At 74.5% G+C, this 16,330-nt stretch carries 9 protein-coding genes; 3 read left to right on the plus strand and 6 right to left on the minus strand.

Annotated elements, in window-relative coordinates:
* Positions 1-172 precede the first annotated feature (172 nt).
* Positions 173-4,198 (plus strand): AAA family ATPase, encoded by a 4,026-nt coding sequence (locus tag AB0E88_RS24455; protein WP_361634071.1) that lies wholly within the window; start codon positions 173-175, stop codon positions 4,196-4,198.
* A gap of 56 nt (positions 4,199-4,254) precedes the next feature.
* Here AB0E88_RS24455 and AB0E88_RS24460 read toward each other — a convergent pair whose 3' ends face one another.
* Together AB0E88_RS24460 and AB0E88_RS24465 are read right to left on the minus strand one after the other, a co-directional pair.
* Positions 4,255-4,998, minus strand: coding sequence for a PIG-L deacetylase family protein (locus AB0E88_RS24460; protein ID WP_361634073.1), 744 nt, complete (start codon positions 4,996-4,998; stop codon positions 4,255-4,257).
* A gap of 130 nt (positions 4,999-5,128) precedes the next feature.
* Complete coding sequence (locus AB0E88_RS24465) at positions 5,129-8,452, minus strand: FlgD immunoglobulin-like domain containing protein (protein ID WP_361634076.1); 3,324 nt, start codon at positions 8,450-8,452, stop codon at positions 5,129-5,131.
* A gap of 296 nt (positions 8,453-8,748) precedes the next feature.
* On the opposite strand from AB0E88_RS24465, the gene AB0E88_RS24470 reads away from it, so the two are divergent.
* A complete protein-coding gene (locus AB0E88_RS24470; RefSeq protein ID WP_361634079.1) occupies positions 8,749-9,543 on the plus strand; it encodes a glycosyltransferase in 795 nt (264 codons plus the stop codon).
* Here AB0E88_RS24470 and AB0E88_RS24475 read toward each other — a convergent pair.
* Together AB0E88_RS24475 and AB0E88_RS24480 are read right to left on the minus strand one after the other, a co-directional pair.
* Positions 9,531-11,465 carry an NAD-binding protein gene (locus AB0E88_RS24475; RefSeq protein ID WP_361634200.1) on the minus strand — a complete coding sequence of 645 codons (1,935 nt, stop codon included), beginning with the start codon at positions 11,463-11,465 and terminating at the stop codon, positions 9,531-9,533. The two genes, AB0E88_RS24470 and AB0E88_RS24475, sit on opposite strands and share 13 nt — an antisense overlap.
* Positions 11,466-11,608: 143 nt before the next feature.
* Positions 11,609-13,435, minus strand: coding sequence for a prolyl oligopeptidase family serine peptidase (locus AB0E88_RS24480; RefSeq protein ID WP_361634082.1), 1,827 nt, complete (start codon positions 13,433-13,435; stop codon positions 11,609-11,611).
* A 170-nt stretch (positions 13,436-13,605) separates the two neighbouring features.
* Here AB0E88_RS24480 and AB0E88_RS24485 point away from each other — a divergent pair, with 170 nt between their 5' ends.
* The gene (locus tag AB0E88_RS24485) at positions 13,606-14,457 is read left to right on the plus strand and encodes an SURF1 family protein (protein WP_361634085.1); all 852 of its coding nucleotides are present in this window, start codon (positions 13,606-13,608) and stop codon (positions 14,455-14,457) included.
* Here AB0E88_RS24485 and AB0E88_RS24490 read toward each other — a convergent pair.
* Both AB0E88_RS24490 and AB0E88_RS24495 read right to left on the minus strand, forming a co-directional pair.
* Positions 14,427-15,497 carry a hypothetical protein gene (locus tag AB0E88_RS24490; RefSeq protein WP_361634088.1) on the minus strand — a complete coding sequence of 357 codons (1,071 nt, stop codon included), beginning with the start codon at positions 15,495-15,497 and terminating at the stop codon, positions 14,427-14,429. The genes AB0E88_RS24485 and AB0E88_RS24490 overlap by 31 nt on opposite strands.
* 113 nt (positions 15,498-15,610) lie before the next feature.
* A complete protein-coding gene (locus AB0E88_RS24495; RefSeq protein ID WP_361634091.1) occupies positions 15,611-16,213 on the minus strand; it encodes a SigE family RNA polymerase sigma factor in 603 nt (200 codons plus the stop codon).
* Positions 16,214-16,330 lie beyond the last annotated feature (117 nt).

Here is a 16,330-nt window from a genome sequence, read left to right on the forward strand (position 1 = left end):
GCCCGGTCGGCGCTCGGCTCGGATCGAGAGCGGCGGATCTGGGATCCTGCCAGAGCGGGCCCGTCCCGAGGAGGCAGAGCCGTTCGTCCGGCCGCGTCCGCGCAGGTCAGGCGTATAGGGTGAGTTTTCCGGACCGGACGAAAGACGCGGGGGAAGTAAGGGGTGGGACACCTTGAGTTCCGACTCAGGGGCACGCACGGCCTTCGCGGAGCGGCTCGCGCTGCTGTACGGCGAGGCCGGTAACCCGCCTCTCAAGCGCGTGGCCGAGGCCGTGGTCCGGCTCCAGCGCGTCGACGAGCGCGGGCGGCCCGTGCGGGTGTCCGCGCAGCGCATCAGCGACTGGCGGCGGGCCAGGAACGTACCCGCGCAGTTCACCGCTCTCGCCGCGGTGCTCCAGGTGCTCATCCCGCAGGCGCGCCGGTTGCAGCCCACCCCGGTGAGCCCCGGCCTGTACGACCTCGGCGAGTGGCAGCGGCTGTGGGAGAGCGCGGTGGCCGGCCCGGTCGCGGAGCGCCCCGCGCACTCCGGGCAGGACCCGCCGCAGCCCGAGGAGAACGCGTCCGTGACCGGCGGGGTGTGCCCCTACCGGGGTCTGGCCTCCTACCGGCAGCAGGACGCCCGCTGGTTCTTCGGCCGGCAGCGCAGCACGGACACCCTGGTGGAGCTGCTGCGCTCGGCCGAGCGCAGCGGCGGACTCGCGATGCTGGTCGGTGCGTCCGGCGCGGGGAAGTCGTCCCTGCTGAACGCCGGTCTGGTGCCCGCGCTGCGGGACGGCGTCCTCGACGGCGGGGCGGAGCGGACCGTGGTGCAGATGGTGCCGGGCGCCCATCCCCTCGCCGAGCTGCGCCGCCGTATACCGGGGCTGCCGGACTCGCCCGGCCCGGCGGACGCCGTCGGGGTCCTACCGCCCGCGGTCTCCCCCGCCCCCCATGAGCAACCCGGCCCCCCGCACGAGCTGCCCGCCGCCGCCCCCGAGGCCGTGCGGAGCGCCGTCGCCGCCTGGGCCGGTGACGGGACCCGCCCCGTCGTCATCGTGGACCAGTTCGAAGAGACGTTCACTCTCTGCGTCGACGAGGACGAGCGACGCGCCTTCGTCCGGCTGCTGCACGCCGTCTGCGCGGGCGAGGATCCGCCCGTCCTCGTCGTCCTCGGCATCCGCGCCGACTTCTACGAGCGTTGCCTCGCCCATCCCGAGCTCGCCGACGCGCTCCAGCACCGGCACATGGTGCTCGGGCCGCTGACCAGCGCCGAGCTGCGGGACGCGGTGACCGGTCCGGCCAAGGCGGTCGGCCTGGAGCTGGAGGCGGGGCTGGCCGAGCTGATCGTGCGGGAGGTCGGCGCGGACGGGCCGCGCGGCACGCACGACGCAGGGGTGCTGCCGCTGCTGTCGCACGCCCTGCTGGCGACCTGGCAGCGGCGCAAGGGCGGCCGGCTGACACTGGCCGGCTACCGGGCGGCGGGCGGTATCCAGGGCGCGGTCGCGGCGACGGCCGAACGGGCCTGGGCGGAGCTGGACCCGGCGGCGCGGGCCGCGGCGCGGCTGCTCCTGCTGCGGCTGGTGCGCCTCGGCGAGGACACGCAGGCCACCCGGCGGCGCGGCACCCGGCGGGAGCTGACCGCGGAGGCCGCCGATCCGGACAAGACGCAGGAATCGCTGGAGGCGCTGGTCCGGGCCCGGCTGGTGACGCTGGACGCGGACACCGTGGAGATCACCCACGAGGCGCTGCTGCACGCCTGGCCGCGGCTGCGGGACTGGATCGACGAGGACCGCTCCGGGAACCTGCTGCGCCAGCGGCTGGAGGAGGACGGCCGGGCCTGGGAGGCCTCGCACCGCGACTCCTCGCTGCTGTACCGGGGCTCCCGCCTGGAGCAGGCCCGCAGCTGGGCGCACGCCGCCGGGGACACCCTGCTCACGCGCGGCGCGGTGGAGTTCCTGGCCGCCTCGGTACGGCTGCGCCGGCGCACGGTGTGGATCAGCCGGGCCGCGGTGTCGGCGCTGGTGGCGCTCGCGGTGGTGGCGGCCGGTGCGGCCGTGGTCGCCTGGCAGCAGCGCGACGACGCCGTGTTCGAGCAGGTCGTCGCCGAGGCCGACCGGGTGCAGGACACCGACCCGTCGCTGTCGGCCCAGATCGACCTGGTCGCGCACCGGCTGCGGCCGGGTGACGAGGGCACCCGCAACCGGCTGCTGTCGATCGTGAACGCCCCCCTGGCGACCCAGCTGGCCGGGCACACCGGCGCGGTGTACCTGACGTCGTTCAGCCCGGACGGCCGCCTGCTGGCGAGCGCCGGTTACGACCGCACCGTACGGCTGTGGGACGTGGCCGACCCGCGGCGCCCGCGACCGCTGGGCAGGCCGCTGACCGGGCACACCAGCTGGGTGAGCAGCGCCGTCTTCGGCCCGGACGGCCGCACCCTGGCCAGCGCCGCGGACGACGGCACGATCCGGCTGTGGGACGTTTCCGACCCGGCCCGGCCGCGACCGCTCGGCGCGCCGCTGGACGCGCACGCGGGCACGATCTATCTGCTGGCGTTCAGCCCGGACGGCCGCACCCTCGCCTCCGCCGACGAGGATCACACGGTACGGCTGTGGGACCTGGCCGACCGGGCGCGCCCGAGGCCGCTCGGGGAGCCGCTGGCGGGGCACGGCGCCGCGGTGCGCTCGGTGGCGTTCAGCCCGGACGGGCGCACCCTCGCGGCCGGCGGGGACGACGCGGTGATCCGGCTGTGGGACCTGTCCGACCGGCGCCGCCCGCGGCAGCTGCCGGGCGAGCTGACCGGGCACCGGGCGACCGTGCACTCGGTGGCGTTCAGTCCCGACGGGCGGACCCTGGCCAGCGGCAGCGCCGACGACACGGCACAGCTGTGGGACGTGGCCGACCCGCGGCGGCCGCGGCGGCTCGGCGCAGCGCTGACCGGGCACGCCGGTCCGATCTGGTCGGTGGCCTTCAACCCGCAGGGCACCCTGCTCGCGATCGGCAGCGCGGACTCCACGGCGAGCCTGTGGAACGTGACGAACCCGGCGTTCCCCTCCCAGGTCGGGCAGCCGCTGGCAGGGGGCAGCGGGGAGATGTACACCGTCGGCTTCAGCCGCGACGGCCGGACGCTGGCGACCGGCAGCGGGGACGGCCGGGTGCGGCTGTGGTCGGTACCGACGTCGGACATGGCCGGGCACGTCGGCGCCTTCCGCCCCGACGGCCGCGTGCTGGCCACGGCCGCCGAGGACGGCATGGTCCGGCTGTGGAACGTGCAGGCGCCTGGCCGCCCCGCCCGCCTGGGAGAACCGTTTCCTCCGGGGCACGGCCACATCCGCCGGATGGTGTTCTCCCCCGACGGGCACGTCCTCGCCGTCCTCATGGCCAGCAGCGAGATACGGCTGTGGAACGTCACCGACCCCGCGCACCCCGTGCCCTACGCCCCGCCGATCGCGCTGCGCATCCGCTACGCGGGCGGCGACGCGCTGACGTTCAGCCCGGACGGCCGCGTCCTGGCGTCCGCCTACGACGACCGCACCGTCCAGCTGTGGAACGTGGCCGACCCGGCCCGCCCCCGCCCGCTCGGCACACCGCTCACCGGACACCAGGGGTACGTCTACTCGCTCGCGTTCAGCCCGGACGGCCGCACCCTGGCCAGCGGCAGCGCGGACGCCACGGTCCGCCTGTGGAACGTCACCGACCCCGCGCGCGCCGTACCGCGCGGCCGCCCCCTCACCGGGCACCGCGGGCCGGTCAACGTGCTCGCCTACAGCCCCGACGGCCACACGCTGGCCAGCGGCAGCGACGACGACACGGTCCGGCTGTGGAACGTCACCGACCCCGGCCGCGCCACCGGCCTCGGCCACCGGCTCACCGGCCACACCGAGGCCGTCGTCTCCCTGACGTTCAGCCCGGACGGCGCCACCCTGGCCAGCGGCGGCAACGACACCACGGTCCGGCTGTGGGACGTGGCCGACCCCTCCTCGCCGGAACCGATCGGCGCGTCGATGAGCGCCCGCGCCCGCACGGGCAGCTTCCTGTCCTTCGCCCCGACGGGCCGCATGCTCGGCGTCTCCAGCGGCGCGGACACGGTCCGCCTGTGGAGCCTGGACGCCGACACGGCGATCAACCACATCTGCGCGACCACCCGAGGCGTCCTGACAGCGGAAAAATGGCACGAATACCTACCCCGCCTGTCCTACGACCCACCGTGCGGGGAGCCCTAGGCCAGGGTGCGTGAACGAGCACCGCAACCGCCCGCGTCCGGCCGTCGGCGAGCGCGTCAGCGCAGCGGACCGCCGACGGCCCGGCGGATGTACCACTCGGTGCCGATCAGCTGCCGTTGCTCCTCCTCCGGCAGTGCGGCGAGGCGGCCCGGGAGAGCGCCGCGCCGCACCTCGCTGCGGTGGGCGAGGACGGCGCGGAGTTTGCGCGGGAACCAGGGGCGCACGTCCAGCGCCGTGGTGACGTCCGCGTCGGGCACGCTGTGCATCGGACGGCCGGGGCGCATGAGGCGCGGGCCCAGTGCGCGGGCGGCGGAGTCGGGGTGCGTGGCCAGGTAGAGGGCGCGCGGGCGCCATGGGGCACCGGTGCCGGGGTGCAGGCCGGGGCGGCCGGCCTCGGCGACCGCGAGTGCGGTGACACGGTGGGTGCGGGCGTGGTCGGGGTGGCCGGTCAGACCGCCGAGGGCGTCGTGGGTGACGACGGCGTCCGGCCGGAAGGAACGGATGTGTGCCACCAGCCGACGCACCGCCTCCGCGAGCGGCGCGTCCAGGAGGCGGGCCGCGCCCGGCGCCGAGTCCGGGACCCCGGCGTCGGCGTAGCCGAGCAGCCGCGGCTCTCCTGCCCCGAGGACGCGCAGCGCCTGCGCCAGCTCACCGGCGCGTCCGGTGCCCTCGGCCCAGGTCGCGGTCACCACGGCGGTGCGCGCCCCGGCTTCCGCCTGCCGGGCCAGCAGGCCGCCCGCCGACAGCGACTCGTCGTCCGGATGGGCGAACACGGCGAGCAAGCTCGCGGAAGGAGTCATGCGGAAAGCCTTTCAGCGGAGAACGCGCGGCCACACACGGTGGCCGTACCTTCCGGCGCCGGGGCCCGGCGAAGAGACGGGACACCGTCGGACGACAGCGCGCCGCCCCCTCGCACGGGCCGCCGCCCGGTCATCCGGTGTAGTAGCCGAACACGTCCACGATCACCTCGGTCGAACCGGCATGGTTGTAGAGGAAGACCTTGCCGTCCACGACCGGCACCACCACCAGGTTCGCGACGGTCCGGCCCGGCAGCAGGTTGATGTGGGAAACCGTCGGCGTCCCGGACCTGGTCGTCGCCGCCACGTAGGTCGGTGCCGTGGCCCCCGTGGCCGTCACGTTCAAGACCACGGCCGACGCCCCAGCCGGGACACCGCCGTTGCCCGCGAGTTGCAGAGCCACGCTCTGGCCCGGACGGAGCTGCCGCCCGCCGAGCCCCTGCCGGGTGTCCATCACCCGCGTCGGCGCCAGCGGCCGGAACCGCGAGCCCTGGGAGGCGGCGGCGGTGAAGTAGCCGGACACGTCGGACAGAAGATCCACCGTTCCCGCGTGGTTGTACAGCGTCACCTTGCCGTCCTTCACGGGGACGATCACGGCGTTCGCGACCGTCTGGCCCGCCGTCAGGTTCAGGTTCGACGCGCTGGATCGCCGGGTGCCGTACGGGTAGGCGGACACGAAGCTCGCCGCCGTCGGGTTGGTCGCCGTGACGTTCATGACCACCGCCGACACCCCGGTCGCCGGAACCCCGCCGCGTCCGGCGACCTGCACGGTCACCGTGCGCCCGGCGCCCACCTTGGCCTTCGGCGCCCCCAGGCCGCTGCGCGTATCCAGCACCCGGGCCGGCTCCACCGGCCGGAACCGGTCTCCCCCACCGCTCAGGGTGTAGTAGCCGGCCACGTCCGCGATCAGGTCGACCGTTCCCGCGTGGTTGTACAGCGTCACCTTGCCGTCCCTGACCGGGACGGTCACCAGGTTGGGCACGGTCCGCCCCGCGGCCACGTTCAGGTTCGAGGACGTCGGCCGCTGGTCGCCGTACGGATAGGCCGACACGTACGTACCGGAGGAGGCGTTGGTCGCCGTCACGTTCAGCACGACCGCCGACACCCCGGCCGGGGCCACTCCGCCGCGTCCGGCGACCTGCAGGGTCACCGTGCCATGGGGGCCGACCTTGGTCTTCGGCGCGCCGAGACCGCTGCGGGTGTCCAGCAGCCGCGTGGGCGCGACGGGCTCATAGGTGCCGAGGCCACCGTGGGTGAGGAACACCTGCCCGCTCCGGCGCAGGTCGCCACCGACTCCGTCGGCGGGCGCCGCGTCCAGCTCCCAGCGGTAACCGCCGTCGGCCAGATCGGCACCGCTCTCATCCTTTCCGTCCCACACGGCCTTCACCACGCCCCGCGCTTCGCCTCCGTGGAGCGTGCGCACCGCGGTGCCGGCCTGGTTCCTGACGGTCACGGTCCAGGACGCGGCCGGCTTGTTCAGCCACCACTTGCCGGTCCAGGACGCGCTCGAGGCTGCTACACGGTCGAGGGTTTCGGGCAGGGAGGAGTCGAGGACGGACAGCGCGGAGGCGGGGATGCCGGTGGAGACGACGTGCAGGCGCTCCTGTTCGTCCGGGTAGTAGACACGGCCTCCGAAGCGGTCCACGGCCCAGGCGCCCGTGTAGCGGGACGTGCTTCCGAGTACGCGCGTCGCCCCGGTGCCGCGCAGCGGGGTGAGGGACAGCACGCCGTTCTTGGAGTGGGTGAGGTATCCGTCGCCCAGCTGCGCCGCCAGGGCATCGTGCTCGGGCACGGGGATGTCGGTGCCGGTGGTCAGGTCACGGACGCCGGACTTCTTCTCGTAGTTGCACTCCCAGTAGACGAACGACCCCCACACCTGAAGATCGGTCAGGTCACAGTCGGACACCTTCAGCGTCCGCTTGACCGTCCCGGAACCCACATCGACGACGTCGACCGCACCCGGTGCCCCGTTCTCGTGCCACAGCGTGCCTCCCACGAGTGCCATTGCCTGGTTGCCGGAGTCCGGACGCCGCAGCACCACCTGCTGGGTGTCCAGGTCGGCCACCTGCATCTCGTGGTTGTAGGCGTAAGAGGCGATGTACCGGCCCGATGCCCGTCTTGACGGGGTGTAGCCACTGGGCAGCTCAGGGACGGGCGTACCCGGAAGGCTCTGCCCGGCTTCCACCACGTACGTCTCGCCGTCAGCGCCGCCGAACACCGTGCGGCCGTCGCCGGTCTGGTCCTGCCACGAGCACTCGACCTTCGTGGGGCAGACACCCTCGGGGTCGAGCTCCCGCTTCGGACCGGCGGCCGTCGCACCGCTGACGGTCAGCTCGCGTTCGCGCGTACGCGAGGTGGTGTACGGCAGCGTCTCGTTCGTCAGCAGGACACCGTTGGCGGCCATCATCTGCCAGTGCCGCGTGGGGGCGAGCGGAATGTCGGCGACCTTGCTCACCACCAGCTCGCCGTCGTGCCCGGCTTGGACGGAGTGGACCGTGCGCTCGCCGCCGGGACCGGAACGCGCCGCGATCACGCGTCCGTCGGAACCGACCTCAGTGTCTCCAGTGATCCGGTCGAGCACGTCCTGCTGCGGTGCGCCGCCCGCAAGCGGCCGGATGACCAGGCGGTCGCCGCCCTCGCCGGGGACGCGGACGAGAACGCGGTCGCCGAAGAGGGTGACGGGTGTTCCTCCGGCCCACTCGACATCGTGAAGCGGGGCGGAGAGATCACCCAGAAGGTCCCAGATCCGCAGGCGGCCGGGGGCGGCGAAGCGGAACAGGTACCGGTCCCGCCGCACGCTGGTGACACCGGTCGTGGGCGTTGCGAAGTCCGCCGGTCGCGCGGTGAACGCACGGTCGACCCACACGTGCTTCGGCACGCCGTCGATGGAATAGGAGAGGAAGAGACCGTAGGGGTTTTCGCTGCTCGAGAAGAGCGTCCGAGGCTCCGCGCCCTCGGGCAGTTCGAGTACCCGGTCTGTCAGGTTCCCCTGGTCAGGGGTCAGCAGGTGCCAGATCCAGGGCTTCTTCTCCTCGTAGGTGACGAGGGACTGTCCGAGCGTCGTCCTCAGCTGCTGCCCCGGAGGCACCTTGATCTTGCGCACTGCCCGGGTGGCCGGGTCCCACAACAGGGCCGTGTACTGGGTGTCGAAGCTGACGATGACGTCGGTGCCGGTCCCCCTGGGATAGGACAGGGGTATCCGGGTCCGACTGCCGTCCGCGAAGGAGTACCAGCTGTATCCCCCGTCGGACGAGCCCTGGACGAAGCCGGTGAGCCCGATGATGGGCAGCTTGCCCGCGTCCGGCGCCACGGACAGCTCCGCCGGTAGCACCAGCTCCGTGGAAGCGCCGTCCGCCGTTGCCGTGCCCGCTCCCATCGGTGTGAGCGCGACGACTGCCGCAGCCGTGACCAAAGCGGCCGCCGTGCGGTGCACACGGCGGCTGTCGATGAATCGCAAGAAGATTCCTCCCCCACCCCAACGCTCACGCGGGCTCCCCACCCGCCGCAAGTCCGCCGAGGCTACCAGCACTTCGAACGCGCTCGAACGCGAAGGAACGGCGCCGTTCAGCACGGTGGCGGAGGCACCGGCCGGTGGCTGCCCGGCGTACGAGGGGCTTGTTACGCTGGGGCCGGCCCGGTCGCTGGTGGTTCCCCCGTCATCAGCGGCCGGGCTGCTTGCTGGGCGGGCGGGGCGATACGCCCGGCTCGTGGGTGTCGTTCGTTCCCGTTCGAGAGAGGCAGGTGAGGGACGCCGTGCACCGGCGTGTCGTCATCGTCACCGCGGTCCACGCTCCTTCGGCCCGCTTCCTGCCCGAGGCCCACGCCTCGCTGTGTGCGCAAGCGCTGCCCGACGGCTGGACGTGGCACTGGGTGATACAGGAGGACGGCGAGAGCGACGCCGTGCGCCCGTACGTCCCCGACGACCCCCGGATCACCTTCCGGCAGGGCCGTCCGGGAGGCCCCGGCGTCGCCCGCACCCTCGCGCTCGCGCATGCCGACGGCGCGTACGTGAAGGTCCTCGACGCCGACGACCGGCTCCCCCCGGGCACGCTCGAGCGCGACCTGGCCGCACTGGAGGCCGACCCCCAGCTCGGCTGGGCCACCTCCCGCGCCCTGGACCTCCTGCCGGACGGCACGACCGTCGGCTTCCCGGGCGACCCGGCCGAGGGCCCCCTCGAGCGGGGCGCCGTGCTCGACTTCTGGGCGGCGAACGACTACCGCGCCCAGGTCCACCCGGCCACCCTCTTCGTCCGCCGCGAGCTGCTGCTCGCCCTCGGCGGCTGGATGGCCCTGCCGGCCTCCGAGGACACGGGCCTGCTGCTCGCCCTCGACGCGGTCAGCCCGGGCTGGTTCACCCGGGAGACCGGCCTGTACTACCGCAAGTGGGACGGTCAGGTCACCGGCCTGCCCTCCCATGTGGACCCGGTGGAGCGCAGGGCCCGCATGGCGGTCGTGGAGGCGCGGGCCCGAGCGCTCGCCGGCCTGGGCTGGGACAGCCGGCGGCCCGGCCGGCCCGCCGCCCCGCGGGTGCCGCATCAGGTGCGCTGAGCAGCCGCCCGGCCGCGCCGCCCCAGCAGTTCCGCCAGCCCCCGCCGGGTCGCCGCCAGGATCACCCGGTCCTGCGGGCGCAGCACATACGTCTCCGGCAGGTCCCACACCAGACCCGACGGCCTCGGCTCCGCCGCCTCCGGGTCGGCCGGCTGGTCGGCGGACGCGGCCGTGTCCAGGGCCAGCACCCGCCACGAACCGGCCCGGAAGGCCGCCCCGACCGTGCGGCCCTCCAGCTGCGGATGCCCGGCGACGTCCACCGCCGCGAACAGCAGCACCCGCCGCTCCACCGGGATCGCGCCGAGGATCTGCCGGCCCAGCATCGCCGCCGCGAAGGCGGGCGCGGCCAGGTGGGACACGCTGCGGCTGCGGGTCCGGGCGTGCGGGTGCGCGGCGCGCAGGGTGCGGTAGACGGCGGTCGCGAAGTCGTCGTCGTACAGCCGCAGCACGGTCCGCAGGTCGGGGCGGATGCCGCGGGCGTACAGCACGGCCTCCAGGTTCGTGGCGTCGGAACTGGTCACCGCCAGCAGCGCCGACGCCCGGTGGATCTTGGCGGACTCCAGGACGCCCTCCTGCGTCACGTCCCCGAGCACCACCGGCACCCGCAGCCGCCGCGCGGTCGCCAGCCCGCGCGCCTCGGGCCCGGCCTCGACGCACACCACCGGCACGTCCAGCTCCCGCAGCCTCGTCAGCACCCAGGTGCCGATCTTGCCGAGGCCGAGCAGCACCACATGCCCGCCCATCCCGCGCGGCGGCTTGCGCAGGGCGGACGCGCTGCGGAAGGTGCCGAGCCCCTCCAGCACCGCGGCCAGCAGCACCGGCAGCAGCAGCAACCCCACCAGTCCCGACAGGAGTTGGAGGATCTGCCTGCCCGTGGAGGCGCCGACGGCCGGGTCGTTGATGGCGAACAGGTCCAGCAGCGTCAGATACAGCGCCCCGAGCGGATGCACCCCCGTCACCAGCCACAACGCGACCGCGAGGGCGAGCACACAGCCCACGAGCCCGGTCAGCGACCAGCGCAGCCGCCGCGAGAACAACGACCCGAACGGCGGTACGACGGCCCCGATGCCGCGCCGCGCCCCGGCGGCCGGCGCCGAGGTGCCGTCCCCGGCGTACGCCACCTGCTCCAGCACGACCCGGCCGCACCGCCCCGCCGCCTCCTGCACCGCCGCCGTGTCGGGCAGCAGCTCGGGGCCCCGCTCGTCGACGCCCTCCGCGCCCGCCGTGGCGTTGCCGGGCGGCGACAGCAGCGCCAGGGTCGCCAGTCCGGGGGCCGGCTGCGGTCCGCGCCCCGGCGGCTGCTCCACCGCCCGCAGCATCAGGCCCTCGGTCTGGACGACCTTGGTGGTGCCGGCGACGGCGGCAGCGGCCAGCGCGGGCGCGGCCGTGTCGGCGTCGGAGAGCACGGTCGTCGACGCGTCACCGGCGTCCTCACCGGTCGCCAACGCGGCCGCCTGATCGAGGAGTTCCTCGATGTGCTGGCCCAACCGCCGGTTGTACAGCCGCAGGACCAGCCTGAGGCGGGGGTTGAGCCGGCGGGCGGTGAGCGCGGCGCGGATGTTGGTCTCGTCGTCGTCGTACACGAGCGCCAGCGCGGCGGCCCGCTCGACGCCCGCGTCGGCGAGCACCGCCTCGGTCGGCTCGACGGCCTCCACGAGCCGCTCCCGCCGGCCGGCCGCGTCACCACCCGCGTCGACGCCGGGGCTGCCCCCGCCGTTCGCCGCGCCCGCGGCGCCGAGGCTGACGGCGGCGCCGACCACCCGGTCCAGCAGCGCCGCCGACACCGCCCGGGCCCGGCCGACCACCGGCGGCCGGACCGTGCGCTGCGTGGACGGCACGACGAGCGTGACCTGCTCGCCGTACACACCGCGCAGTTCGGCGGCCAGCCGGTGCGCGAGCGCGTCGTCCCCGCACACCACCATGTGCGCGGCGGCGTCGGCCGGTGCGCCCTGACTCGGAACCGTTCCCACGAGGGGACAGACTGCCCCACCCGGCGGCTGGTTCCACCCCGGCACCGGACGGTTGACGCATGACGGGTGACGGGGTGACGGGTGATGAGTGGCGGCTACGGCTTCGGCAGATGCCGCTCGGCGAAGTCCAGCTCCAGCCGCACCTGCTTGATCCGCTCGTCCACGACCAGCGAGCCGTGCCCGGCGTCGTAGCGGTACACCTCGTGGACGGCCCCGCGGGCCTGCAACCGCTTGACGTAGTTCTCGATCTGGCGGATCGGGCAGCGCGGGTCGTTCACCCCGGCCGAGATGTAGACCGGGGCCTTGACCTGGTCGACGTAGGTGATCGGCGAGGACGCCTCGAAGCGCTCCGGGACCTCCTCGGGGGTGCCGCCGAGCAGGGTGCGGTCCATCGCCTTCAGCGCCTCCATCTCGTCGTGGTAGGCGGTGACGTAGTCGGCGACCGGGACCGCGGCGATGCCCAGCGTCCACAGGCCGGGCTGGACGCCGAGCCCCAGCAGGGTGAGATAGCCGCCCCAGGAACCGCCGGTGAGGACCAGCCGCTCGGGGTCCGCCAGGCCCGACTCGACGGCCCAGGCGCGCACCGCGGCGATGTCCTCCAGCTCGATCAGGCCGACCCGGTGCTTGAGGGCGTCGGTCCAGGCCCGGCCGTACCCGGTGGAGCCCCGGTAGTTGACCCGCACGACCGCGTACCCGTGGTCGACCCAGGCGGCCGGACCGGCGGCGAAGGAGTCGCTGTCGTGCCAGGTGGGGCCGCCGTGGATGTCGAAGACGGTGGGCAGCGGACCGCCGGCCCCGGCCGGCTTCTGCACGAGCGCGTGGATACGGCCGCCGGGCCCCTCCACCCACACGTCCTCCACCGGCACCGAGCCGGGCGACTTCAGGCCGGGCGGGTCCAGGACCACGGCGCCGGCGGTCGAGCGCACCGCCGACCGCTCGGCCGAGGACGACCACAGATACTCCACGGTGCCGTCCGGGCGGGCGGTCGCCCCCGACACCGTGCCCGGAGGGGTCGGGATCCTCGTCAGCTCGCGCGCCGCGAGGTCGTAGCGGAAGAGCTCGCTGCGCGCCTCGAAGCTGTGCGCGATGAGCAGGGCGCTGCCGTCCGGGTACCACTCGGCGCTCACGTCGCCGGGCAGCTCGAGCGCCAGGTCGCTCTCCTCGCCGGTCGCCACGTCCCACACCAGCGGCTCCCAGCGGCCGCGGCGCTGGTGGCCGATGAGCAGCCGGGTGTCGCCGTCCACCGGGGCGAAGCCCAGCACCTCCAGGCCCAGCTCGACCGTGCCGCCCTTGGTGTCGTCCAGCTCGGCGACGGTGCTGCCGTCGGGGCGGACCACGCGCAGCGCGGAGTGCATGGCGTCGCCGTGCTCGGTGTGCTCCAGGGCGATCAGCGTGCCGTCGTGGGAGAGGTCGCCGACGCCGGCCGACTCGCGGTGCCGGTAGATCTCCACCGGCTCCTCGCCCTCACGGGCCACGTAGATCGTCGTACCGTCCTCGTCGGTGGAGCGGCCCACCACCGCCGTGCGCCCGTCTCTGCCGAGGGCGAGGCCCGCCGGGTAGGAGGGGGCCAGGCCCGGGGCGCCCGGCTCGTGCTCGCCGCCGGTGAAGGGCTGGCGGCGCCAGACGCCGAACTCGTCGCCGTCCTTGTCGTCGAACCACCAGATCCACCGGCCGTCCGGTGAGAGCACGCCGTCCGTCGTGCCGTTGGGCCGGTCGGTGACCTGGCGCTGCTCGCCGCTCGCCCGGTCCCAGGCGTACAGCTCGTACGTCCCGGTCGCGTTCGACACGAACAGCGACCGGTCCGGGGCGTCCTCGGCCCAGTCCGGCAGGGACACCCGGGGCGCCCGGAAGCGCTTCTCCCAGTCCGGCATTTCCTGGCTCTGCTGCCGCCCCTGCGAGACGGGCCCGTTGCTCTCAGTCATGGGCCCATAGTGCCTGGTCCTCCGGCGGTTTGGCCGGGGCCCTCCCCAGCCTGTGGACAACGCGGGTGCCGCGCGACCAGCCATCCACCCGCCCGCGGACGGCGAACCGCGGCACACCCCGCCCGCCCCCCGCGCCGAGCACAGCGCAGCGCCCCCGTACCGTTGGTGGTGTGTACCGGTTTCTGCTGACGCCCCGCTGGTGGGGGATCAACGTCTTCGTGCTGTTGGCCATCCCCTTCTGCGTCTTCATGGGGTCCTGGCAGCTGAGCCGCTTCGAGGACCGCGTCGACGAGCACCGCGACGCCAAGGCCACCGCCACCGCCGCGCAGACCGAGGCCCCGCGCCCGCTGGCCGAGCTGCTGCCCGTCGACAAGGCGACCTCCGGCAGGCAGGCCACCGCCACCGGCCACTACGACCGGCAGCTGCTCGTACCCGACCGGCAGCTGGACGGCCGCCACGGCTTCTACGTCCTGACCCTGCTGCGCGTCGACGGCGGCAAGGCCCTGCCCGTCGTCCGCGGCTGGCTGCCCGGCACCGCCGACCCGGCCAAGACCCCGGCGCCGCCGGCCGGCCGGGTCACCGTCACCGGCGCGCTCCAGGCCCCGGAGACGCCCGGCGACAACGGCGTCAGCGCCCAGGGCGGCCTCCCGGCCGGGCAGACCGCCGCGATCAGCTCGGCGACCCTCGTCAACCTGGTGCCGTACGACGTGTACCCCGCGTGGATCACCCTCGACAAGGGCGACGCCGGGATGAAGGCGGTGCCCGCGAGCGCGCCCTCGGACACCGGCCTCGATCTCAAGGCGTTCCAGAACCTCGGCTACACCGGCGAGTGGTTCGTCTTCGCCGGCTTCGTCGTCTTCATGTGGTTCCGGCTGCTGCGCCGCGAGGTGGAGTTCCAGAAGGACGCCCGCCTGGGCCTGCTCCCCGAAGCCGGAGCCGGCGTGGATCCCGAAGCAACCGATGCCGGCGCCGGCACGGCAGGCGGCGCGCCCTACGACTCCGCCAGCAGCCCCGTCCGGTAGACCGTCCCCGCACACGCACCGGTCACCGTCACGGAGACCGACGGCGAGCCGGCCTGCGGGGTGTGGGTCACGACCACGCTGCCGTCGGCGGCGCCGCCCTCGGTGACCAGCTGGGTGGTGGTGCCGGTGTCCCCGCCGGTGGACGTGCCGGTGTCCGTGGCCGCGTCCTGGCTGGGCGACGGGGCCGGCGACGGGTTGCCGGAGCCACCGTCCCCGCCGCCGCCCGTCGTACCGCCGCCCGTGCTGCCGCCGCCGCCCGTGGGGCAGGTCGACGAGGGCACCCAGGCGAACTTCACGTCGTAGGCCGAACCGGGCGCGAGGACCAGCCGCGGCACGTACAGCGACGGGTCGGACAGCGCGGACGCGGCGTCACCCGCGGTGTGCTCCACGACCGAGATCTTCGCGGCGTCGGCCGCCCCCTGCGCCGTGAAGCCGACCGTGCCGGAGCCGCCGACGGCGCACTTGGCGTCGGAGACGTTGGTGACGCGGAAGGTGCCGTAGACGATGCCGGCGGAGTCGGGTGCCTCGGCCGTGGCGGTGGCGTCGCCGAGCTGCGCGGACGTGCACTCGGGGACGCTCGCCGGACTGGACGCGGAGGGTCCGGAGCCGGCCGGGGCGGAGGAGCTGCCCGCGCCGCCCTTGCCCTTGCCGGGGTCCTTGGTCCCCGGCTCGGCCTTGCCGTGCGCGGGACCGGTGGCCCCGGTGCCGGACGTCTGCCCGCCGCTCGGGTCTTTGCCCTGCCCGGTGCCGCCCTGGGCCTGGGAGCTGTTGCCGGCGATGGAGGGGTCGGCGTCGGTGCCGGTCGCCTGCGAGACGTGCACCAGGGCGGGGATGGCGGTGCCCACGAACAGGGCGGCCGCCGCCATGCCCACCGCCGCCTGCCGCTTACGGGCCCGGCGGGCCGGGACCGCGCGGCGCAGGTGGTCCAGGCCGCCCTCGCGCGGTTCGATCTCCTCGACCGCCTGGTGCAGCATCCGGCGCAGGGCCAGCTCGTCCGAGTCGAGCCCCTCGGGGCTCTGGTCGTCGGGGCCGTGGTTCACAGTTCCGTTCCCAGCGTGCGTTGGCTTCGGCTGTTGCTCGCGTGGCGAACCCGGGTCCTGCCGGGCGTCCGGCTCATGACGTTCGTGGTGGTCGCCGCCCTCGGCGCGCGCGGTCATGTCCGCGCCCCCATGGCCCCGCGCAGGGCCGCGATGCCACGCGAGCCGTACGCCTTGACCGAGCCCAGCGAGATACCGAGGGTCTCGGCCACCTGGGCCTCGGTCATGTCCGCGAAGTAGCGCAGGACGAGCACCTCGCGCTGGCGGCGCTGCAGACCCTTCATCGCCTGGATGAGGGAGTCGCGCTCCAGCTGGTCGTAGGCGCCCTCCTCGGCGCTGGCCATGTCCGGCATCGGCTTGGACAGCAGCTTCAGGCCGAGTATCCGGCGCCGCAGCGCGGACCGGGACAGGTTGACCACGGTCTGGCGCAGGTAGGCGAGGGTCTTCTCCGGGTCGCGGACCCGCTTGCGGGCGGAGTGGACGCGGATGAACGCCTCCTGGACGACGTCCTCGCAGGAGGCCGTGTCGTCGAGGAGGAGAGCGGCGAGGCCCAGCAGGGAGCGGTAGTGCGCCCGGTAGGTCTCGGTGAGGTGGTCGACGGTCGTACCGGCCGCCACCGCCTCGCTCTGGTCCGCGCCGTCACGCTGACCGGGAAGGCGGGCGGGCCGCGCTGCGGGCATGGGCGCGATCACCGGCATGCCACCGGACGGGCCGGCCATGCGCGGTCGAAGGGCCGGCGGACGGGGCCGAAGGGCCGTGCCGCGCGCTGCCGCAGGAAAGTCGAGTACCTCTGCCACGCCAGTTGGACCCGTTTCCCCCCGGGAGGGTTGTACGCG

The organism is Streptomyces sp. NPDC028635, from assembly GCF_040637635.1.
In the GTDB taxonomy this organism is placed as follows: domain Bacteria; phylum Actinomycetota; class Actinomycetes; order Streptomycetales; family Streptomycetaceae; genus Streptomyces.

Bases quoted from the DNA above. Each gene is read 5' to 3' on its own strand.
- AB0E88_RS24495 (WP_361634091.1), bottom strand. From the start codon at position 16,213: ATGGCCGGCCCGTCCGGTGGCATGCCGGTGATCGCGCCCATGCCCGCA.
- AB0E88_RS24480 (WP_361634082.1), bottom strand. From the start codon at position 13,435: ATGACTGAGAGCAACGGGCCCGTCTCGCAGGGGCGGCAGCAGAGCCAG.
- AB0E88_RS24460 (WP_361634073.1), bottom strand. From the start codon at position 4,998: ATGACTCCTTCCGCGAGCTTGCTCGCCGTGTTCGCCCATCCGGACGAC.
- AB0E88_RS24475 (WP_361634200.1), bottom strand. From the start codon at position 11,465: ATGGTGGTGTGCGGGGACGACGCGCTCGCGCACCGGCTGGCCGCCGAA.